Source organism: Methanosarcina barkeri 3 (assembly GCF_000970305.1).
In the GTDB taxonomy this organism is placed as follows: Archaea; Halobacteriota; Methanosarcinia; order Methanosarcinales; family Methanosarcinaceae; genus Methanosarcina; species Methanosarcina barkeri_A.
The window spans coordinates 2,367,780-2,389,511 of sequence record NZ_CP009517.1; the positions used below are offsets into that span (position 1 = coordinate 2,367,780).

The 21,732-nt window shown below is 36.9% G+C and carries 18 protein-coding genes; 6 read left to right on the top strand and 12 right to left on the bottom strand.

Features of this window, described 5'->3' with window-relative positions:
* Positions 1-226: 226 nt before the first annotated feature.
* The gene (locus tag MSBR3_RS09450; protein ID WP_048107751.1) at positions 227-760 is read left to right on the top strand and encodes a GNAT family N-acetyltransferase; all 534 of its coding nucleotides are present in this window, start codon (positions 227-229) and stop codon (positions 758-760) included.
* A gap of 124 nt (positions 761-884) precedes the next feature.
* Positions 885-1,337: a hemerythrin domain-containing protein gene (locus MSBR3_RS09455; RefSeq protein ID WP_048107752.1), complete on the top strand. Its 453-nt coding sequence runs from the start codon at positions 885-887 to the stop codon at positions 1,335-1,337.
* Between the two features lie 523 nt (positions 1,338-1,860).
* On the opposite strand, the gene MSBR3_RS09460 is transcribed toward MSBR3_RS09455, so the two are convergent.
* From MSBR3_RS09460 to mdh, 6 genes are all read right to left on the bottom strand, one after another.
* Positions 1,861-4,377, bottom strand: a complete 2,517-nt coding sequence (locus MSBR3_RS09460; RefSeq protein ID WP_052723348.1) for a CARDB domain-containing protein — start codon at positions 4,375-4,377, stop codon at positions 1,861-1,863.
* Positions 4,378-5,048: 671 nt separating this feature from the next.
* Positions 5,049-6,221, bottom strand: coding sequence for a chromosome segregation ATPase (locus tag MSBR3_RS09465; protein ID WP_048107753.1), 1,173 nt, complete (start codon positions 6,219-6,221; stop codon positions 5,049-5,051).
* A 210-nt stretch (positions 6,222-6,431) separates the two neighbouring features.
* Positions 6,432-7,385, bottom strand: coding sequence for a tyrosine--tRNA ligase (locus MSBR3_RS09470; protein ID WP_048107754.1), 954 nt, complete (start codon positions 7,383-7,385; stop codon positions 6,432-6,434).
* A 38-nt stretch (positions 7,386-7,423) separates the two neighbouring features.
* Positions 7,424-8,155 carry a tRNA(His) guanylyltransferase Thg1 family protein gene (locus tag MSBR3_RS09475; protein ID WP_048107755.1) on the bottom strand — a complete coding sequence of 244 codons (732 nt, stop codon included), beginning with the start codon at positions 8,153-8,155 and terminating at the stop codon, positions 7,424-7,426.
* 17 nt (positions 8,156-8,172) lie between these two features.
* Complete coding sequence (locus tag MSBR3_RS09480; protein ID WP_048107757.1) at positions 8,173-8,430, bottom strand: PRC-barrel domain-containing protein; 258 nt, start codon at positions 8,428-8,430, stop codon at positions 8,173-8,175.
* Between the two features lie 559 nt (positions 8,431-8,989).
* Positions 8,990-9,913 carry a malate dehydrogenase gene (gene mdh / locus MSBR3_RS09485; RefSeq protein WP_048107758.1) on the bottom strand — a complete coding sequence of 308 codons (924 nt, stop codon included), beginning with the start codon at positions 9,911-9,913 and terminating at the stop codon, positions 8,990-8,992.
* A 259-nt stretch (positions 9,914-10,172) separates the two neighbouring features.
* Between mdh and MSBR3_RS09490 the strand changes: the two genes are divergently transcribed.
* From MSBR3_RS09490 to nrpRII, 4 genes are all read left to right on the top strand, one after another.
* Positions 10,173-10,922: a ribonuclease H-like domain-containing protein gene (locus MSBR3_RS09490; protein WP_048107760.1), complete on the top strand. Its 750-nt coding sequence runs from the start codon at positions 10,173-10,175 to the stop codon at positions 10,920-10,922.
* 190 nt (positions 10,923-11,112) lie between these two features.
* Positions 11,113-11,853: a glucose-6-phosphate isomerase family protein gene (locus MSBR3_RS09495; RefSeq protein WP_048107762.1), complete on the top strand. Its 741-nt coding sequence runs from the start codon at positions 11,113-11,115 to the stop codon at positions 11,851-11,853.
* Positions 11,854-11,856: 3 nt separating this feature from the next.
* Positions 11,857-12,003, top strand: a complete 147-nt coding sequence (locus tag MSBR3_RS20230) for a hypothetical protein (RefSeq protein WP_155396777.1) — start codon at positions 11,857-11,859, stop codon at positions 12,001-12,003.
* Between the two features lie 94 nt (positions 12,004-12,097).
* The gene (nrpRII, locus tag MSBR3_RS09500; RefSeq protein ID WP_048107764.1) at positions 12,098-12,856 is read left to right on the top strand and encodes a global nitrogen regulator NrpRII; all 759 of its coding nucleotides are present in this window, start codon (positions 12,098-12,100) and stop codon (positions 12,854-12,856) included.
* Between the two features lie 97 nt (positions 12,857-12,953).
* Here the strand turns inward: nrpRII and MSBR3_RS09505 are convergent, their stop codons facing one another.
* The 6 genes from MSBR3_RS09505 to MSBR3_RS09530 form a co-directional block, all read right to left on the bottom strand.
* Positions 12,954-14,354 (bottom strand): single-stranded-DNA-specific exonuclease RecJ, encoded by a 1,401-nt coding sequence (locus MSBR3_RS09505; RefSeq protein WP_048107766.1) that lies wholly within the window; start codon positions 14,352-14,354, stop codon positions 12,954-12,956.
* Positions 14,355-14,405: 51 nt separating this feature from the next.
* Positions 14,406-14,888: a hypothetical protein gene (locus MSBR3_RS09510; RefSeq protein ID WP_048107768.1), complete on the bottom strand. Its 483-nt coding sequence runs from the start codon at positions 14,886-14,888 to the stop codon at positions 14,406-14,408.
* Positions 14,889-15,447: 559 nt separating this feature from the next.
* On the bottom strand, positions 15,448-15,843 hold the full coding sequence (locus tag MSBR3_RS09515; protein ID WP_048107769.1) for a DUF1699 family protein: 396 nt from the start codon (positions 15,841-15,843) through the stop codon (positions 15,448-15,450).
* Between the two features lie 1,077 nt (positions 15,844-16,920).
* On the bottom strand, positions 16,921-18,564 hold the full coding sequence (locus MSBR3_RS09520; protein ID WP_048107771.1) for a tRNA uridine(34) 5-carboxymethylaminomethyl modification radical SAM/GNAT enzyme Elp3: 1,644 nt from the start codon (positions 18,562-18,564) through the stop codon (positions 16,921-16,923).
* 391 nt (positions 18,565-18,955) lie between these two features.
* Positions 18,956-19,531 (bottom strand): hypothetical protein, encoded by a 576-nt coding sequence (locus MSBR3_RS09525; protein WP_048107773.1) that lies wholly within the window; start codon positions 19,529-19,531, stop codon positions 18,956-18,958.
* A 726-nt stretch (positions 19,532-20,257) separates the two neighbouring features.
* Entirely contained in the window at positions 20,258-20,698 is a 441-nt protein-coding gene (locus MSBR3_RS09530) for a hypothetical protein (RefSeq protein ID WP_155396778.1), read from the bottom strand.
* Between the last annotated feature and the right edge of the window lie 1,034 nt (positions 20,699-21,732).

Here is a 21,732-nt window from a genome sequence, read left to right on the forward strand (position 1 = left end):
TTCTAGACCCCTTTTAAAATATCAAAGTCCGCCTGAAATGTAGGGTGGATTGGATTTACTTAACAGAGAATAATACAATAGCATAAGTATATAAATATAATCGTACTGATAATAAATTATAAATATAAATCATGACAAATAAGAAGTACAGATAAAAGAGGATTTGAAAGAACTCGTACTGCAACTGACTAAAAGAGCTTAAATATTTACATTCCGATTATAGCGTATGCAGGAAAGAGATAAGCTTAAAAACCTTGTAATAAGGGAAGCGACACCGCAAGATACTCAGGAAATGCTTGAAATCTTTAATTACTATATAGATAATAGCTTTGCAGCCTACCTCGAAATCCCTGTTGGACCTGAGTTTTTCCAGACTTCCCATGCTGAGAGTGAACCGAATAAAAGTGAGCGTTACCCCTTTTACGTAATGGAAGAAGATAATAGAGTGATCGGCATCGGAGCCCTGAGGCCTTATCTTCCCTTCCCGAACTTCCAGCATACTGGAGTAGTCTCATACTTTATCCTCCCAGAGTACACAAGAAAAGGCCTGGGAATAAAGTTGCTGGATGTCCTGTGCCAGGAAGCTAAAAAGAAGAATATGAAAAGCCTACTTGCAAGCGTTTCCTCGAAAAATCAGGCCAGTCTGAATTTTCATCTTAAACATGGGTTTACAGAATGCGGCAGGTTTAAAGTTGCAGGAACGAAGTTCGGAAAATTTTTTGATATTGTATGGTTTCAGAAACTCCTGGAAGACGGTTAATTAAAAATCAGATATTTTCCTTTATTTTCGGATTCTTAACTATAATTATAAATTACATGTACCGATTACTTATTTATATGCTCTCTCAAATACACCTTTTTGTATCTTAAGTTAGGGGGAAATTATGGGAACCATTTATGATGTCCTTAAAGAAGAGCATGATCAGATATCTGACCTTCTCCGACAAGCATTGCAGGATGGCTCAAAGGTAAGTTTTTTTAAAATAAAGCTTAAAGCTGATCCTCATATGATGGGAGAAGAGAAGTTCTTCTATCCGGTACTTGAAGAAGTGGAAGAATTGCGTGAACTTATCAGTGAGGCTTACAAAGAACATAACGATGCAAAAACTCTGATCTTTGAAATGGAAGGTATGGAAGAGAGAGATGAAGAATGGGCTTCTAAACTCAGTCAACTGAAACAAAGCATAGACCATCACATTGAAGAAGAGGAAAGTAAGGTCTTTGAAAAAGCCGTAAACTTCTTAAGCCAGGAGAAGGCAGAGGAGCTTGCTAAGCAATACATTGAGTTCAAAAGGAGTTATATGAACAGGATAGAGACTGGAGAACCTGTCGTGTAAGAAAAGATTTTATCGAGACATTTTAACTGAGACATTTTAACTGAGACATTTTAACTGAGACTTAACTGAGACATTTTAATTGAGACGTTTTAATTGAGACCGATTTGCCGGTAGTGTGCCAAATTTTCCGTAAAGTAACAAGTATTAATAAGTGGCAGTTGAAGAGCCCAACAAAGGAACTAAAGTAGAGTCAACATACAAAAAGTAGACTTTAGATTTACGGAAAGTTCGGTACACTGCCGTAATAGTATAATGTTTTGAATAAGTATGTGGATTAAGTAAGATGCCGGAGAGTATGGAGTCTCAAACTAAAACTTTTTTTATTACCTTGGCATTAAAGTGCTTTCAAGTACTTTCTTTTCTTATTCCTATTATTCAAAGTTTCGTGTATATTTTATATAAAATAAAAAAGATGTAACTATTCAGCCCATCTAAATGTGTCTATTGATATTAATTTTTAGTGAAATCCAAAGAAAAAGATAAAACAAGATAAAAGAAAATAAAATTATAAAGAAAGAGATTTTCAAATCTTTTTCTTCATTACAAAGTACTCTACAAGAATCAAGAAGAGGGGCAGAGAAATTGCCAGAACTACTTTGGCTTTCCCCATCGGATTTTTGGTTTTGTCATCCGTTTTTGCACTTTCGTTGACTGCACTCTTGTTTATTTCACCACTCAAGTTTCTCAATACTTCCTCTTCTGCTAATCCATTGCCTTCCAATACATTTTTCCCCTCTGCAGAATAACTGGTTATTGCAAAGCAGGAAAATCCAGGCGTTTTCGATTTAAAATACACGTAACTCGTATCTTCTTTAACTTTTTCTGTAGCTAGGGTCTCCCAGCCTTTATTATACCATTGAAGAGTTATCTGTGACTCGCTAATGTTATTTTCTTCAAGCCATGACTTTTCAACTTTGAATTCTATAAATCCATTTTCAAAATAATTAGCTACTCCTGCTCCGTTATTTCCTACCCAGATATTCACATACTTGTATATCTTACCCAGAGGGGGATCGGAGACAAAAGTAGATTTATCTTTGAGCATTTCTACGGTTGTAACTGTCTTCTTTAATGTTTTTATTGGGTCGAACTCGATATATGTAATGCATGTGACGCCTTCCGGAAAATCGAACTTGGCATGATAACCACTTTGAACATTTCCGGTAGCAAGTTCCTTTGCCTCTACATTGCTTACTGGTTCTTTAGAAAGAATGGCGCCTCCTGAACTGCTGCTGGAGGATCTTGAACTCTTACTTCCGGAGTCACTACTTGAAGATCCTGAACTCTCACTTTCGGAGTCGCTACTTGAAGATCCCGAACTCTCATTTCCTGAATCGCTTGAAACTGTTTCCTTATATACGGTTGCGGTTTTTGTGAACTCATTATTGGTTTCATCACTTTCGGATATGATGTTTTCTGCATCCACGGTTGCTTTTACTTCAATTTGCCCTTCATTTTCAGGAGTCCAGAAAAAAGTGCCTGTTCCGGTTTCACCTGCTGCAAGGGCTGGTATCGATGTAACTCCAGTGTAACTTTCATTATTTCCCTTGATATCATACTTAATTTCGCTGTTTTCAGCAGCTGCAGAACCACTATTCTTCACTGTTACCGTAAAGGTTGTATTCTCTCCAGGATGAGGTTCTTCAGGACTCAGAGAAATAGATTCTATTTTCAGGTCAGGAAGCTCATTTTTTATACTTATGGTTTTTGACATTTTATTATTATCTTCATTACTTTCACTAACAGTCTTCTCGGAATCTGCAATCACTGCTACAATAATGTTTTCTTCGTTTCCGGGAGTATACGAAAACTCTGCACTTGTACTTGTCCCTGCTGAAAGTTCAGGGATAGAGATCTCGCCTTCTGAATCTCCGTTAAAACTATATTTTGCAGTACTACTACTGGCAGTTTCCTCTCCAATATTCTTTATTTTTAAAATAAAGTTCAAAGGTTTTCCGGCTTCAGGTTGTGTTGATGATTCTAGATACAGGTCTTCAATTATCAGATCCGGAAGTGATTCCTGTACTACTTTCACAGAAATTTCTTTCTCACTATTCTCTACGTTTTCTAAAGAGGCTTTTATTGACACTGTTCCTTCTTTGTCAGGAGTTGTCCAGGTGTGGGAAATTATTGTTTCCGATCCAGCCTCTATTGCAGGGACTTCTTCTTTTTCCTCGGTTTCACCAATTTTATAGATTATGTTCGTCGGCTCTGAGGCTTCAGTTCCTGTGTTCTTAACTAATGATTTGATAGTGGCTCCACTATCAATTTTCGGATTTTCAGGATCAACAGAGAGACTTTTTATTGTGAGATCCGAAGATGTTTCTTTTGCCACCGTGACTTCAATTGTTTTTTTGCTATCTCCCACTGCTGCTTTTATCTTCACTGTGCCCCCTTCTTTCGGAGTCCAGGTAAACGAGACTAACGAGCTATCTTCCGGATCTATTTCCGGTACTTTTACCGTTTTTGGGTCTGCTTCCCCGATTTTATACGTTAGTTTGGTCGCCTCAGAGACTTTAGTTCCCTTGTTCTTGACTAACGCATTAACAGTTACCTCACTTTCAGGCTCTGGATTTTCAGGTACCGCCGTGAGGCTTTCTATCACGAGATCTGCAGATTTTTCTTCTGCCACTGTAACTTCAATTGTTTTTTTTCTATCTCCCATTGTTACTGTTATTTTCACTGTACCCTCTTTTTCCGGAATCCAGTCAAATGACGCTAACAAAGTATTCTCCGGCTCTATCGCTTGTATTTGTATATCTTTCGAATCTTCATCCCCTATTTTGCACACTGCCTCCGTTTGCTCTGAGACTGCAGTCCCCTGGTTTACTATTGCTATTTCAATGGTTGCAGCTTCTCCGGGTTCTGGATTCTCTGGATTGCACGAAATACTCTCTATTATTAAATCACTGGTTGAATCTACAGGGTCTGTTTCATTATTATCTGCAGCATATGCCATACCTGGGATCATCCCAGAAATAATTAGCATAATTAATAATACAGAAATTACAGAACTTAAAAAATCGGCTTTCATTTTCATAGGCTCTACCCCTACATCCGTAAACCCAAATGTCCGATACGTCAGTAGCTTATTGATTTGTAATCATACAGTTCGTAGAAATAAAAATCCTTATTTTTATTTTCAGTGAGTGTCCCAATATAATGTGGTAGTCAAATTCAAGGACATCTTTGCTTTAAATAAATTCCTTATGTTTAAGTTTTCAATATTTCTCCCAAAGTTCAGGCATTTTAATTTATGTTTTCCCTATGATTGCTATATAATTATACGTAAAATTTTATCTAATTAGTTTTTATATATTGTGATTTATTTTTGATATGAGATGACTATGTTTTATCTCCCTACGTTAGTTCCCTATAATTAGATTTCTATTTTTTTCATGTATAAATTTTTATTTATAGTTTTCACGTTCTCTATTTATGAATTAATTATTATCTATTAACATTTATGTCCTTTTTATTTATTTTTTAATGTGTTTGAATAAAATATCTAGAAATGTTGAAATTCGCAACATAAAGTGATAAAAAGAAGTAGAATAATTAGAAAAGAATTATCAGATAAAGCAAAATATAGTAAAAAGAATACATAAAAGAAATAAAATAAAAGTTATGACACAAATTCCGAAATTTTACCAGAGTCTTAGAATAATAAATAAATCTTAAAAAGTAAAATGCAAGAAAAGTTTAGATAATTTAAACAATAAGGTATTTCTTGTCTTTGATTTGAGTTCTGCTGTCAACACCAAGTATTCCGGCAATCTCAATACCTTCACTTCCGACCTCTGCCAGTTGGGCATAGATTTCGGTCTTTGTTATGTATTTTTCAGTCCGTGTGCCATCAGCTTCTTCCATTTTGATGGTTATCTCTTCTTTATTATGACCTTTAGCCAGGCAGTCCTGAACAATTACTCCATACTGCTCGGCAATAACTTTCAGGCAATCGAAGATCTGATTGGTGGAAATGGCATCCTCCTCGTCAAGAAGAATTTTCGAAAGGTTATATGTGCTAACACTTGTCTTAAAATAAGCTTGAATTTTTTCAGGGATTCTTGCCAGGTTTTCCATATCAATGAAATCCCCAAGCTCTTTATCTGAGGTGATCTCCTTATCGTCTTCATATACAAAGTACCTGTGATCTCCACCTTCTATCCTGAATTTCCGGTTTGCTTTTTTGTTTTCCAGGAATATGCGCATATTTTTTTGGGTGTCATATTCAAGGAAAGTTATGAGGAAGTCAGAAAGGTTATGCATTTTTATTTTTTCTTCTTTTCTGAGGATGCCTGCCCGCGCCCATCCTGGCAGGCTTAAGCTCCCAAGTAGTTTTTCTACTGTCAGGTTTTCTTCTGTAAAAGTGAGCGTGTAACGATACTGCAAACCCGAGACCCAACCTTCCATCTCGCCTGAAATATCATTTGTGTTACTGGAAAGCTCAAATCTTTTTTCAGCTCCGTAAACTCCTACAATTAAGAACCTGCTAAGAACATCAAGTATTCTTTCTTCGATTTTTTTATATTCATCAGGAGTCCCGTTTTCTATGTTTATATACTCGGCCTTCAGGATTTCCCTTCTCTTCCCAAGATTCTCACTGCAGGTTTGCAGGATTGCGTTAGTACAGGGTATAACGTCCTCTACATCAATTTCATTAACTAATTTTCTAAGTAAAGTCTCAAGCTTCTTTTCAAAATTATTCATTCCTTCTATTCTACTCTTCAATTCATGAAGCGCTTCTTTCTGTTTGCACTTTATCTCTATTATAGAGTTTTCCAGAGGGATTACTTGGGAAGTTATACCTAAAAAAGTTCTCAGATCCTCAGTGAAATCCCGCTGTACAGGCAGTTCTGTAGAGTCCTGGTAAATATATTTCATAAAAGCACCCTGAATAGCTAGACGACCCTTCAAATATTCTATGATTTATAGCTATATAACGTTTTATCCAGAGGCTTTCTTTATTTCTAAAATAAGTCCCTTATTTTAAGCAATAAATTTTACATGAACCTGAGTCTTATATTTTGGACAGAGATCCTGTATTTATATTTTTCTATGAAGTGGCCGAGAAGAGCCCGGCCATTCCAGAATTTAAAGCAGAACTTTTCTGACAGAGTCCAGAATATCATTTATGTACTTTGCGGCTGAATTTTTCAGATCCATCGGATGAACACTTTCTGCTACAAAAGCATTCTCCATTTCTTCGTAGCTCGTATATGTTATATTTCCACCGAATTTTTCAGGTCTCTCTATGACAACAGTTTCGTATCTAGGAAATATATGGTAGCGGAAAAGAGCAAGAACCGGGTTCTCTTCCGTGTCTCCAATCTTGCAGTAGGCTTTCTTAAGTTTTCTGTAGATTTCTTCCTCAGTGTCATCTACCGAAATGAAATTCTCCTTTGATGAAGCCATCTTGGTTCCATCTAATCCCAGGAGAATTGGGGTATGAATGCAGATTGGGGTTTCGAATCCAAGACTCTTTAGGTTTTCACGGGCAAGCATATGGATTTTTCTCTGATCAATACCTCCAACTGCGACATCAACTCCTAGCATAGCGATATCAATAGCCTGCATCAGTGGATATACCATCTGAGAGACGGTTGGGTCATCCATAGCACGACCGACTTCATCCATGCTCCTGCGAGCCCTATTCAGAGTCACTGCCCTTGAAAGTTTGAGAACACTTAACATGTACTCTGCTCCAAGCTGATAGTCAGACCCATAAACGAAGTTAGTTTTTTCTTTGTCAAGCCCTAGGGCAATAAAGCAGCGCCTGTTATAGTCTGCAATCTTTCGGACTTCTTCAAGCGTGCCTTTCCGATTGAGATAAGCGTGCACGTCCGCAAGCAGAACAGTAATTTCAAATCCGGCTTTTTGGAGATCAATCAGTTTATTTACTGTAAGAACGTGTCCCATATGGATTTTTCCGCTAGGTTCGTATCCTACGTAGGCACGAGGAGCTTCTTTTTTATCGAGAAGCTCTTCAAGTTCTCCTTCAGTTACGATTTCCTGAACGTTTCTTTTTATAAGTTCGAGTCTGTCCATTGCCTCTACATTCCTTTTATTTTCTTACTTTCAAATCCTTAGTTCCTATTAATAAGTTTCTGTAAAAACGCCGTACCTTCTTCTGATTTGAAATTCGGAATTTCCCAATTTTGAATGATCTTTCTACGCAGAGATTTTGTTTCTTTATCAAGTATAGGATTAAAGCCAGATATTTCGTATTTTTCTTTTGAAATAATGATTCCTCTCCTCTGCCAGGCAGGAAGCGTTGCGAGATTTATTCCTCTCTCAAAAAGCATTTCATGGACTTCACATTCTTTTTTTCCTATGAGATATTTCGAAGCCTTAATCTTGTCGATTCCTTCATGTCTCAAAGTATAATATCCCCAGGCTGCCACAAAATTGCGCCAGGCTTCAAGCTGCCTCCAGTGAAAATACGCAGGAATATCCTCTTTTTGAAGAACTACTACTCTGGAATCAAAAGCCACAGGTATTTCAAGCTCCAAATTTATCGTAAGTGCACTTCCCAGAAAGCTTGCCGTGACAGAATCAATTTTTTCTACTCTTCCCTCAAAGGGAAGTTCCATAAATAGAAAACTAACTTCATCCGAAAAAGTGTAGGCAAAGAGAGGGCTTAAACCACTTTTCTTAATAAAGAGTTCAGCAGTATTCGCCATTGCCCTGGCGAAAGTTTGATCATAGGGTTTTCCAAAGCCCAGACCCCTAAGTGTGTTTTTAAAATTCCTGCCGTCCGCGCGCACAACCACAGGAGGGATACAGCGCATCTCAGCATAAATTTCCCGGTCTTTCATATACTTTTCAGATTAACTTAATCTTCTTTTCGTTTTTTGTATCTCTGGATAACGTCTCTCACAATTATGATATCTGCTGCCGTTATAACCCATCGGTAAGGAATAATTACGCCCCTGCTAGTCAGGTCAAAAAGTTCCCTATTAATATCCGAGATAGCAAGCCCGGTAATTTTCTGATCTTCTATATCAATTACTAGATCCTGCAACTTTCCTACATAAACGCCAGCGTTTGTGTATACGTTTAAACCAAAAAGTGATGTAAGTTCTGCGCGCATTATATCCCTGCTTTGTAAATTAATTTAAATCTTTCTCCTAACCTTATATGAAAAACATACTTATATATCTTACAGTTTTGCCAGTTTTATGTGACTGCTAGTTTTATCTAGCATTTTCAGTAGACTGAAATCCAGTCATTATTATAATAGATCCTCTTATTTAAATTAGTGAGAGACAAAAATGGTCTTGCTTTGTTAAGTTTATTATCCAGCATTTCAATTAAGAAGAGGGAGTTCAAAATGAGTTAAACTGCTCTTACTTTTGTTTATTCGAAGGGTACACTTATTTACATTTCTCCCGTAACTGTCCAGAATAAGAATAATATTTTTAAGAGTCTTTCTGGCTCACAGGTAAATAACAGGTAGATTTTGAATTACCTGTGGGCAGAACTCTTTAGTCTTTTATAAAACCTTTCTTTTATTCTAATTTAATCCTCTTTAAATCTCAGTTTCTTTCTAGTGTTGGGTCAACAGTAAAATGTCGTACAAAATCGATTGCTATTATTCGTAATCATTGAACCTTTAAAGATTGACGCGACACTAGTCTGATTTATTTCTTTTATACTTTCAGCTGTGAAATCACATTTCGAATAGTTTCTGAGGATTTCCTGAGGATCTCGTACTGATTTTCATCGAGCTTGAGTTCAAGGATCTCTTCGACTCCGGTTGCTCCAAGCTTTACAGGCACACCGAAGTAAATACCTTCCTGTCCATACTGTCCTTCGAGGTAAGCTGAGGCAGGTAGAATTCTCTTTGAATTTTTAATCACGGCTTCCACCATAGAGACAATAGCTGCCGACGGAGCATAAAAAGCACTGCCCTGTTTAAGAAGCTCCACAATCTCGGCTCCTCCGTTTACTGTCCTTTCTACCAGCCTGGCAATTCGATCCTCTGGAAGCAGGTCCGTGAGCGGAACTCCTGATACTGTTGTATATTGAGGAAGAGGTACCATTAGATCTCCATGACCTCCTATAACCATTGTCTGTACATCTTTTTTCGAGCATTTCAATTCTTCTGCAATAAAACTTGCAAAACGTCCAGAATCCAGAACTCCACTCATTCCGAATACTTTCTTTGTATCAAATCCTGTTGATTTCATAGCTATGTAGGTTATAATATCAAGAGGATTTGTAACATTAATTACTATAGATTCTGGAGCATACTTTGCAATATTTCTGGAAACCTCTGATATTATTTTAGAATTTGTTTTAATTAGATCTTCCCGAGTCATTCCGGGCTTTCTTGCAATTCCTGCTGTAATAATTACAAGATTAGAGTCTGCGATATCTGCATAATTATTGGTCCCAATTATTGACGTGTCATAACCTTTTATTGCTCCTGCCTGTATAAGATCGAGGGCTTTTCCTTGCGGGAGCCCTTCTACAATATCCGTCATGACAATTTCGCCAAGTTCAAGTTCAGCTAGCCGCTGGACTGTAGTTGCCCCTACATTTCCTGCACCAATTACGGAAATTTTAGCCATTAAACACACACCTATATTAAGTAATTTATTTTGAATAGTTTTGGAATTTTCAGCTTTAAAAATTTATCCTGTAACATGACTCTCTATCATCGGTCAGTTATGACTCTCTATCATCGGTCAGCTACTATTATCATATCTATTTGTGTTCGCACTTTATACTATATCTAGTTCTTGAAGTTGCTGTTTTTCTCTTTTGGATACTTTTCAGCTTTCATGCAGTATTTTTATTAAATATTACCCCCAAATGTTGAGGGGAAACATGCTGAGTAATACATACATTCATATTCCAGGTGTAGGGAAAGGCCTTGAACGAAAAATCTGGGCTCAAGGCATACATACCTGGAAAGAGTTTCTTGAGATGGAAGACTGTCTCTCTATACCTTCATCACGAAAAGCCAGAATTTGTGAAGAGGTGAGGAAATCTTCTGAACACCTTGCAGCAAAAGACTATTGTTTTTTTTCACAATGCCTTCCCTCTGCAGAACACTGGAGAGCATATTCCTTATTTTCCGATTCTGCCGCATTTGTAGATATCGAAACAACAGGACTTTCCAAGTCTCGGGATAAACTAACTATTGTAGGAATCTATGATGGAAAAGAATCAAAAACGTATATAAGAGATATTAACCTTGATGACATTGTAGAAGAGTTCTCAAAATACAGGCTACTTGTATCCTTCAATGGTGCCCGTTTTGATTTACCTTTCATAAAATCCGAATTTCCCGAAATAGAGTTCAATCAACTCCATATAGACCTCATGTACCCCTTAAGGCGAATAGGGTATAACGGAGGTTTAAAAAACATTGAAAAACTACTCGGGATCACCCGAAGCGATGATACCGAGGGTATAACAGGTTTTGATGCCGTGAGGCTCTGGAAAAAGTATGAAAAAGGAGATTGTGAAGCCCTGGATATACTTATTAAGTACAACATAGAAGATACAGTTAATCTGAAAACTATTATAGAGCTTACCTACCCTAAAATGGTTGAAAAAGCTCTGAATGCCTGAGAGATATAATCTTTCAGGTTCCGAAGAACAAGAGGTAAAAAATCAGGCTGCAATAATATTCCGTCAGTTACTTTATTATACTTATATTGCTGTTTCTGATAGTCAACTCTGGTAATATATTGGCTCCTTTATACAAGTTCTTGTTTGTAATCTGAATATCTCTATATGCTCTGATAGGAAAGGGAACTCGATGGAAGTTACAATGAAGTTCGGGGATAAAGTCACTACAGCAGACGTCAGAAGACTCCATGATATGGAAGATGTAGTATTTGATAAGGAGTGGTTTGAAGAAACAGAGGTAAGAAATCAAGATGTGTACTATATGTTCAGGGACCTTGCAAAAAATGACTCTGAACTTGAAGCAGTCAAAGCTCAGCACCTGAGGTATGATATTACTGTAATTCCTCCCGCAATGCTTGGATCTGAATATGTTAAAACTGTAGGTCATTACCATCCGCGTGTTCCAGGAACAAATGTCAACTATCCTGAAATTTATCAGGTACTTGAAGGTTCTGCTACTTATCTTCTACAAAAAGTAAAAAGTGGAAAGGAAGATTTTGTTCTGGACGTTGTAGCCATAAAAGCAGAAAAAGGGGATTTAGTAATTGTTCCTCCTGGATATGGGCATGTGACTATAAATGCTTCCGATAAAACTCTCGAAATGGCAAACTGGGTTTGCCGCGACTTTTCCTCGATTTATGAACCTATAAAAAGGCTTTCTGGAGCTTCTTACTTTCTGCTTAAAGATGGTTTTGTCAAAAATCCTCTTTACAGGAATATACCACCTATCCGCCACCTTAAACCCGTTTCATACGATGAACTAGGGCTTGACTACGGAGAAAATATGTATGAGCTTGTGTATAAAACTGAGAAACTGAGATTTTTGACGGCCCCACAGGATTTTACAGGGTTCTTAACAGGAGTGCTCTGAGATATGTGCTACTTTCCAGCCTACGCAGGTTGGATTTCTATTATTCCTTTCAGATTCGTGCTCTCAGAGAACTTCTACTCTTATTTCCTGCCCTATAGTAAGCTCGATTCTAAGATAGGTGAAAGCACAAAAATAAGTGACAAAGCCTAAAGCATATGTTATGGTTATTAGTACATAACTAATACATAATACATAACACATAATTATAATAAGTATAAATACCTTCAATTACTGGAGGTTCAAAATGCAAAAAAATGGATACCGTATTCAATTTACAGCGTCCAGAATAAAGGATCTTATGTACAGGACTACGTTTGATCCTAAGAAAATGGATGGAGATATTATTCTTAATCTTTCGCTTATTGATAAAAAAGATCTGGACGACGTGCTTGGGATCTTTAAAATGGTAATCTCGAGCGGACTTTCTGTGACCCCCTATGTTAAGATAGTCTCTGAGGGAGAATCCATTGGAGATCTGACTGTCGAAAAGGGAAAGGTAGGTATCGGGACTGTATGCAGCATTACAATTGATGGCGTACTTCTCAAGGCAGGAATCCCTGTAAACCCTAAACTTGGAGGAGTTGTCCAGATTCGCAATGGAATTCCTGTGCGTTTCACTGATGTGCTGACTTATGTAAGTACGACTGTAGATCCTCTTGAGATCCTGATGTCACAGGGCATTACTTCTGTGTCTGAAATGCTCAGGACAGGTTCAGGCAAGGTTCTTGCAAATCTCAGGGAAGCTCCTATGGTTGCAAGAGATGAAATTGAAAGCTGCCTTTCTGACCTTCTGGATGCAGGCTTCAGTGGTATTTTGGAAGTTGGGGAACCAAACACAAGGGTTCTGGATGTTCCTATAGAGAGAGATCATCTTGGAATAGTCGTCATTGGAGGAACAAATCCCATGGCTGTTGTACAGGAATATGGAATTTCCATAGATACCAGTGCAATGTCAAAACTAATTTCGTTCAAAGAAATGAGCAGGATTGAAGATCTGGTTTAATGCTCAAAGAATTATACTTTAAATTCTTTGTTTTTATTAAGCCTTTACTTACTACTCAGTTCAGTTTCTCGGAATATACTTCCGAAAGCTGGCTCTTTTACTTTGAACGTGCCTTTCTTCGCATTTGTTCTCCAATAAATAGATCCAGTTTTCTTGCGAATTCTTCCTTTTTATCATTAGGAATAGTTGCTCCTGCTGCAATATCATGTCCACCGCCTGCACCTCCAACTTCAGCCGAGATCATTGACATTGCTTCCGAAAGGTTAACTCCCCTGCGAATAAGATCCTGTGTTCCTCTAGCCGAGACTTTAATCCCTCCATCGGCTTTTGCAAAAGCAATAATAGGAAGATTTCTGTTTTCAACTAAGGTAGAACTCATGCCTGCAATAATTCCCACTATAGTTTCTTTTATTTCCGAGCCTGCATCGAAGTATTGGATATTTTCAAGCTGAACGACTCCTTTTTCTTTAACATACATGAGCCCGTTAACAAGGTTCTGTCTATGTTCGGCAAGCAGTTTGCGAGCATCTTCATAAGCTTTCTCTCTATCTCCCATGCAGACTGCAAGTCCTATCTCAGCATGGTCGTAACGAGCAGTGGCATTAAGAAGGGTAGAAAACTCTGAAGCATCTCTCATTTCCGTACCTTCTTTTTCTTCCAGAAGTACATAAACTTCACCTATCAGTCGTTCGATTTTGTACGAAGGTATACCTGATTTCAGGCAGTACTGGATGAGTCCTGAGACAATTTTCTGCTTTTCCAGGGTCTCAAGGTCAATCCAGCGCCTCCAACTTTCATCCTGGTTAAAGCGAATGTTAAGAGAGTGAAGAAACTCAATGCAAGCCTCTTCATTCCCTGTAAGCCCGGGAAGATAAGGGTCCGAGGAATATTGTATCAATTTATAAATTGGGCGAGTTTGCTTTCCAAAAAGAGTCAGGTCTTTTTTGAACTGAAGAGTGCCTTGTTTAACTCCTTCTTCTAGAATTTCTCTGTTAATCCCGACAAGCTGCCCCATTTTAAGATGTTGCATATCCCCTATTGCTCCTACTATAGCCAGCGAGGAAAGATCCGGATTTTTTCCAAGGGCCGAAGCCAGTAGATAAGTACTTCCCGAGCCGCTCAACTCATATGAACCATTTGCTCCAAAAAGGTGAGGATTCAGATGAAACTGATAGCTTCCCTGAGGCTGGTGATGGTCTGAGATTACTGCATGAATTCCACGGGATTCTATTTGTTCGCACATTCCGCTTCCCAGATCAGTAAAAATGACAATATTATAGTTTTCGTCTGCGATAGTATCAAGAGCTTTCTCATCAAGCTGCTTGACGAAACGTGTTGTATATTCAAAATTACCACGTTCAAGGGCAGTGCAGATAATTCCTGCAGATGTCAATCCATCAGCATCAATATGGGACACAACATGGACTGATTTATACTTTTTAATCTCTTCGGCACACTTTGCCGCTTCTTTATAAAGTGTTTTCATTGTCTCAGACATTATTCTCTCCACGGTTTTCTACTTGCCTCAGTTTAAGCACTTTTTCCGGCTTTATTTTCTTTCCCATTCCCTCGGGTCAACCCTATAATCTTTTCCTTCTCTTTTGATTTCAGGAAAACTCCGTATCTCCTGTAACGTAAGTTTGAGATCCTGAGCAAAATATTTTTTTTCGAGATCGTTCCAGGGAATCATATATGCTTCCCTGCCATGCCCGGGTCCCAGACGAAGCTCCACTGCAAGAAAGCCACGTCTTCCTGATTTGTTCAGATAGTTTGAAATTCTTTCTATCTGGTGAATTCCATTTTTATCCACTGTAAAATGCTGAGAGAAGTAAAGTGCGTTTGCTCCCTTCTCCACTGAGATGCTTTTGCATTCAATTCCCAGGTATAGATCTGGGTTAAGAGAGTCCACAAGCACATCAAGAAACTGCGGAGTAAATCTATGTTGCTTAAGCCTGTAGGAAATAGCTCTTATTCTGTTTTCTTCAATGTATGCATTAAATGAGTTTACAAGCATGTGTTCAAACTCGGTCATGAAATCCTGTTAAATCTTCTCGCTATTTTACTTAAGCTTTTTACTCAGAAAGCAATTCTTTTTACTTGAATGAACAGGAACAGATATGCCAGCTTGGATAAAGTTCCTTAATAAGTAAACTTGACATCTATTAAGTTTATGAATAAGTAAACTGGAAATTTATTAAGTTTATGAATAAGTAAACTGAGTATTTATTAAGTTCCTTAATAAGTAAACTGGATATCATTAATTTGAAACTGCTTTGATCACCTAAAATTAAGCCGATTATCTTAAACCAATATCCGGTATTAAAACTAACGTTAATTCTATAAAACTGCCAAACTAACTGTTATCAATTGTATCCAGGTTTTGATCTAGAGCTCTATAGAAGAAATTCCAAATCCGATTATTTTGGAGTGGCAGAAAAGTACGAAAAATTCATTTCAGAGAAGTTTCAGAAAAGCCTACTCAAAAGTCAAAAAAGGTTTGAACAGAATAATCATTTTATCACCACGCCTATTTAAGCAATAAATTATAAAAAATAGATGCCGATCAGAATCTGACCGGCTTATGTGGTGTTTTAGTTAGAGATAATAAAACTTACAAAATCTGGGCTGAGTCTTGTTTCTCTTACAAGCTTCTCAACAGTATCTTCGTCAGAAAGTCCTTCTTTCTTTAGTTCCTGTATGCGGTCAAAAACACGCTGGGAGATTTCCGAGTACTCATTAATATCTTTTCTATGACCCCACACATCACCCTCAAGTAAAGCAATATTCTGCATGGAAAGGTACATCTGTGCAGAACTGGAAATTGTTTTCTTGTATGAGCTTGGGATGTGGATCGCTTTCACTTCTGGACACTTGAGGATGAGTTTAAAAATATCCTTGTTGGATGGTCTGAATGCAAGGTGGATAATTTCCTCATCAAGTTTTAAAGTGTCTATTTCTTCTTTTGAACTTACAACTCTAATTTTCATTTTTATCACCGTTTATTTCCAGGTACCTTAAGGTGTTTTAGAGCCTTTTAGGGTTTCTTTAGGGATATTTTAGGGTTTATTAATTGATTATTTGTTTTTACTTTTGAGTCCACTAGTTCTAAATTTTAGTTAGTTTTATTTTAAAAACTCTTTGAAATACTAGAGTTTACAAATCGTTTTTCAAAACCTAACATTTAAACTTAAGGTTTTTCCTATGTTACGGACGTATAGTATTTAATTTTTTACTAACGTTTTTAATCTTCTTTTTAATTATTAAATTTTATTTTATAATGTTATACATGGAAAAAACTGACTTTTTTCTCTTTCCATCTGGTATAATCTGTCAAATTCAGTGCCTTTTTTTCTTTAAACTTAATTTTTTCTGGAAATTTTGAAAAGTAGTTTAGTAGGATAAGGCTGTTACTCTTATTGATTTTTCTGGTTTTACATTATAAGGTTTTGTATATTTAAAAACAGATATACGATACTATATCATACTATTTAATATTTTTCCGCAAATTCTTTTACGCATAGTCATGCTTTTATCAAAAATCTTTTAGCCAGAAACTTATTTATGGGAATTTACTTTTCAGCTCAAAGCATTAAATTAGTATCTGAAACTTTCTCTTATACCCTGGGTTTTGACAGTTTACTAAAGCTTTAAGTTAGTGACCTAAAGCCTAATTTTAGGTGTATACTAATAATAAGAATAAGAATAAGAATAAGAATAAGAATAAGAATAAGAATAAGAATAAGAATAAGAATAAGAATAAGAATAAGAATAAGAATAAGAATAAGAATAAGAATAAGAATAAGAATAAGAATAGTACCAGTATTGCGATTCCGATAATAGTTCATAAAACTTGATTTTTGAATAGGAACTTGAGATTATGAACTTTTCCAGAAAACGAACATGATATTCTTTGAATAACATGCACAGCCAATGAAAGTGCTTGCAGATGGCAGCACTTTCATGCTAAATAAAGAATCTATTTTGGAATCAAAACACTAGCTTCAGAATTTAAAGTCAAATTAGTGACAGGGTTAAAGTTAGTGACTTCTCTTGAGTTACAGGTCTTAGTCTTTCAAAATCTTTGACATATATACGTCATCAAGGACATACCCGAATTTTCGATAGTACTCTCTAGCTCCTATCCCACTAATAATGGAAAGTTTCCGGTACCCGTTTTCACGTGCTATCTTCTCTGCATATTCCAGAAGTTCCTTTCCATATCCTCTATGCTGCCATTCCTTTTGCTTTGCTTCTTTTCCTACAGGTACCATGGAACCGTAAACGTGCAGTTCTCTTATCAGGGCTGCATCCTGAAGTTCAGGACGGTGAGGAGCAGCAGGAAATCGCAAACGTGTAAATCCGATAAGGACATCTGAGACAAGGTCTTCAAATGCAATGAAATACTCTGTGCCTCCGCAAGCTTCGTAATTTTCTACAGTCAGTTCAATGTCATTTAGATTTATACTTCTCCCTTTCAGGCCAGTATGTCCTACTTCCCTGCAGCGGATACAATGGCATTTCCCTCCTTTTTCTCTTAACTTTTCTTCTGCAAGCTGCCTGAGATTACTTTTTCGGACCCCAGCAATGATCTGGTAAGCTGGAATATCTCGCTGGATACGCTGGAGTCTTACCCATTTAGGCAGGATCTCTTTTATATCCGCAATTAGCTCAGCAGCTTCATCGTCAGAAAGAGCTTCGTAGTCTCCTGTTTCCCAGAGCCTGTAAAGAGGAGTTCCTTCAGTTACAAGGGTAGGATAAATTTTGAGATAATCGGGCCTGAAGCGAGGATCTTCAAAGAGCTTTTTGAAACCTTTGAGGTCCAGTTTCGAATCTGAGCCAGGCAGATGAGGCATCATATGAAATCCAACCTTGAATGCACTGTCTCTTAATATTTGGTTAGCCCTAACAATTTCCGCAACGCCATGCCCTCTCTGCATGCGGGTGAGCACAAAATCATAAACACTCTGAACTCCGAGCTCTACCTTAGTTCCTCCAAGTCTAAGGAATTCATCCACATGTTTCTCTCCCGCCCAGTCCGGACGTGTTTCGAATGTAATTCCTACATTGCGAATCTCAGCTTTTTCATTGGCTTTCTGTACCTCCTCAAGAGGAATATAAGGTAAAGATTTCCCGATTTTCCAGGCATTTTCTCTCCACTCCCTACCTGTGAAATCGTTCATTGCCTCAAGGCAGCGTTTGATAAACCACTCCTGATAATCGAGACTGCGTGCAGAAAACGTGCCTCCCATAACAATTAGTTCCACTTTATCTACATCATGACCGATTTCTTTAAGCTGGGAAAGCCTGGATTCTACCTGGAAATAAGGGTCAAACCCATGCTGGATCGCCCGCATGGCTGCAGGCTCTCTTCCCATATAACTCTGAGGTGACTTGAAAGTGGAATTTGGTCCTCCCGGACAGGGAAGACAAACTCCGTGCGGGCATGGAGCCGGGGAGGTCATTACAGCAATTACCGCAACTCCGGAAATCGTTCTTACAGGTTTTCGTCTCAAAAATTCCTTAATTAATGCTTTCTCTTCGTTTGATCCCTGAGTTATGATGTCTCCGTTTCTGGGGAGGCTGGCCAGATGATAGTGTTTACTGAAGTCTTTTTTTGCCTTATTTAACTGACTTTCGTTTTCGATCTCGCCAGCAAGTACTTTTTCAAGAATTTCCCTGCAGGCCTTATTATAAGTATCTTCTTTCATCTCAAGTTCCGTCTTTCCGGTTTATGGATTCCGGCTTTTTATTCATATGACAATTCAAAATAAAAAAATCAATTTTGAGAGTTTCAAAAAGTATTTTCTGGTTTTAAAAAAGCCACTTAGTTTGATCTTATTGATAATGTTTGAGCTGATCCCAAAGCTCAAAATGATTTATCAAATCAAACTGTGGATAATCAATCGAGAACTCAGGATCATTATGTGAGTTTGAAACTCAGATTTAGGTAGTAGTGAAATTGATTTTTGGATGAGCTATATATTTACTACAGGTAAAACGGCAGCTCAATATTACTATACAGAGACGACCTCATTTGTTATCTAATAGAGATTTTTACAGAATAGATTTTTACAGAATAGATTTTTACAGACCAGCTGCTTAACAGAAATCAAACCCGATAATAAAAGTTCCGAGTCCTACTGCCGGTTTGAGACCCATTGTAGACCTTAGATACTCATCTGAGGGAGTGGAGGGAGATGCAAGTACAGCATTTGTTACACCTTCTACACATTCTACATCCTGGCATTTCTGTGGTGGGAGTACTACAGTTATGGGTTCCTTCTTTGCATCCTTTGGCTTAGGTACGGAGTTCTTATATATTACGAAGTTTCCCATAACCAGCATGTCATTGCACTTTTTACACTCCTCAAGTTTCTCGGGATCATAAACATCCTCACCTACCTTTTCTCCATACTGCATAAGCACCACATTGGGCCCTTCAGGCCAGACATAGTTCATATTAGTTGTAAAGGCTATGATTACCTGGCGTTTGAAGACTTCCTTTATTCCCTGATTATCTCCTACACCAAGCCCCATAAGGACTGCTCCTTCGGCCTTCTTTTCAAGCTCAAGGATTTTCTCTTTGTCCTCTTCACTCAAAATATACGTATCTTCCACGCCTTTCATGGCTTTTATCCTGCATATGGCATCCTGAATAACATTTTTACATTCCAAAGTGAATTCCCCTTAGTGTTTTTAGACCTATGTTCTGTTATTCGGTTATAAAATGGTCTTATTAGTTTCGTATTATTATTTAGCTTCTTCTTGTGTTTATAATGTATCGGACCTTTTTGCCTTCTTTTAAATTTACTGATATCATATAACGTTTTTATTATATTTCTCTTTTTATATCGTCAATTTTTGATAATATTCATTTTCCCATTCAAGTAGCGTAAAAGATTTCTTTTTTGAATAATACTGTATGAGTTCCAAAAACACTTACCAAAAACATATAAAATTATTTACAAATGATGTTAATGTCTTTGGACCTTGAGTTCATACCTATACTAAGCATCCTCAGGCTTAGTCTCTTTAGTGATTTAGCACATATTCCACTTAAAATAATTTTTCCAAAAATAGGTTTCTATGGACTAACTGGTATCTTCATCTCAGAAGAACATGTAAGTTATCACAAATGATGGATATATAAAGATAAAACTGAATATGAAAAAGAGAGGTTAAAAAGAGGACGATTGTTGAGACCGGGAAATTATCAGTTGATGAGCGTATCACAATAATTAGTGGAATAAGTCGCAGTTAAGAAAAAAAGGAAGGAAAGAGTCCGTGAGAAGAATTCTTCTCACGGATTTTCTGTTACAATCTAAACAAATAAAAACACAGAGGCTTTACGAGAAAAACTCTGCGCAAATGATCCATCACAGACTTATACTCAGATAGACATCAGGTAACAGTAACTGTATATGAGTAATCAACAGGTCCACTAATACAGTATATTGTAGATACCCAGTTTCCAACTGCCAGACCAGCAGCTGATTCTATTGGTATATAATCGAAATTTATCATACCGTTTACACTTCCATCAGAGCTGTCAGTCCAGGGACCGTATACCTGTCCTGTGGGAGAAGTAATAGTTAGGCGCAGTGAACCAGATGAAGGTATCCAAATCAAATACGGGTCAAAATGATGCTTATTGGAACCCACATACGTAGTATGAGTTTTGGATGCACCCTGATTTATATGAACAGTGGCTAAGATCCCAATTTTTTTCAAAGACTCGACAGCAGGAGTCCCAATCGCAGAAACCGTATTAGTAGCATCCTTGTTTGGACTCGCGCTCACAGCTGGTATACAAGCTATACTCACAAGTAGTATCGCTGCCATAAATAGGGTTGTTGTTCTAAGTTTATTATTCATTCCCATTTATTCTACTCCTTTATTATTTTTACCCAAGAAGCAGGATAAATAAGTTTAAATACTCACAAAATGATCTTGTTCCTGCTTTCGGGCGCATGGAGTTCAAATAGACATTCCACGATCCATTTATTTGAACTCCAGTAATTACTTTTAGTTAACTGTTTATAAGTTTTTCTGTGTAATATATAAACAATTGTTTTCATTTTTCTCTTCGAATTCACAAAATTCACCCAATTTATGATTTATAAGATCGTTGACCGTTAGTATAATATATAACATGAATGACGCAACATTTAAATAAAAATGGACTTATTGATATATATATTTAATAAGTTGAGTTTAAAAAATAACTTCTCATAAATTGACTATGCCCAACTATATTTTAACAAGATTAGATAAGAATCTGTTAGAAATTAATTTACATCTTAAGATAAAATTAAGGAATTATATACAGTTTCTGCAAAACAGGCAACTGTATTAAACTTAGCAACTGTATTAAACCTATATAATAGACTCCTATCCAACGACTCAGTACAAACTTAGTGATGAACGTAAAACTCAAAATCATTAGATTTTGTAACTGGCCACAAGCTTTGTGATACAACTTCAGGATTGAAGTATAAGATTTGAATATTGATTTTGATGAAAACTTTATAATTATACCTTGGAATACAACTAAACATGAATTTTAAGATAATGATCTATTATTGTGTTCAGTAAGGAAGTTTACATAATCCAAGCATAATATCTCATGCTAAGCTTAACGGAAAAACGATTCAGTTCTTATAATCCTGAGAGTTGCTATCTTGGGAGTTAAACCAGATGTTAACAATTTTAAATTTAATATTTTTTTATCAAATAGTTAGAAAACAATATCATTAGCAATATTTGGACTCTTTATGTCAACATACTTAAAGTAGGACTTTATAGTTATCTAAATAAAAAAGTTTGAGATATAACCAATAAGTTTACTTAATTAATTTTTAAATATATAATAGAGA

Coding starts and splice junctions, on each gene's coding strand:
- MSBR3_RS09450 (WP_048107751.1), top strand. CDS start 227: ATGCAGGAAAGAGATAAGCTTAAAAACCTTGTAATAAGGGAAGCGACA.
- MSBR3_RS09455 (WP_048107752.1), top strand. CDS start 885: ATGGGAACCATTTATGATGTCCTTAAAGAAGAGCATGATCAGATATCT.
- MSBR3_RS09460 (WP_052723348.1), bottom strand. CDS start 4,377: ATGAAAATGAAAGCCGATTTTTTAAGTTCTGTAATTTCTGTATTATTA.
- MSBR3_RS09465 (WP_048107753.1), bottom strand. CDS start 6,221: ATGAAATATATTTACCAGGACTCTACAGAACTGCCTGTACAGCGGGAT.
- MSBR3_RS09470 (WP_048107754.1), bottom strand. CDS start 7,385: ATGGACAGACTCGAACTTATAAAAAGAAACGTTCAGGAAATCGTAACT.
- MSBR3_RS09475 (WP_048107755.1), bottom strand. CDS start 8,155: ATGAAAGACCGGGAAATTTATGCTGAGATGCGCTGTATCCCTCCTGTG.
- MSBR3_RS09480 (WP_048107757.1), bottom strand. CDS start 8,430: ATGCGCGCAGAACTTACATCACTTTTTGGTTTAAACGTATACACAAAC.
- mdh (WP_048107758.1), bottom strand. CDS start 9,913: ATGGCTAAAATTTCCGTAATTGGTGCAGGAAATGTAGGGGCAACTACA.
- MSBR3_RS09490 (WP_048107760.1), top strand. CDS start 10,173: ATGCTGAGTAATACATACATTCATATTCCAGGTGTAGGGAAAGGCCTT.
- MSBR3_RS09495 (WP_048107762.1), top strand. CDS start 11,113: ATGGAAGTTACAATGAAGTTCGGGGATAAAGTCACTACAGCAGACGTC.
- MSBR3_RS20230 (WP_155396777.1), top strand. CDS start 11,857: ATGTGCTACTTTCCAGCCTACGCAGGTTGGATTTCTATTATTCCTTTC.
- nrpRII (WP_048107764.1), top strand. CDS start 12,098: ATGCAAAAAAATGGATACCGTATTCAATTTACAGCGTCCAGAATAAAG.
- MSBR3_RS09505 (WP_048107766.1), bottom strand. CDS start 14,354: ATGTCTGAGACAATGAAAACACTTTATAAAGAAGCGGCAAAGTGTGCC.
- MSBR3_RS09510 (WP_048107768.1), bottom strand. CDS start 14,888: ATGACCGAGTTTGAACACATGCTTGTAAACTCATTTAATGCATACATT.
- MSBR3_RS09515 (WP_048107769.1), bottom strand. CDS start 15,843: ATGAAAATTAGAGTTGTAAGTTCAAAAGAAGAAATAGACACTTTAAAA.
- MSBR3_RS09520 (WP_048107771.1), bottom strand. CDS start 18,564: ATGAAAGAAGATACTTATAATAAGGCCTGCAGGGAAATTCTTGAAAAA.
- MSBR3_RS09530 (WP_155396778.1), bottom strand. CDS start 20,698: ATGGCAGCGATACTACTTGTGAGTATAGCTTGTATACCAGCTGTGAGC.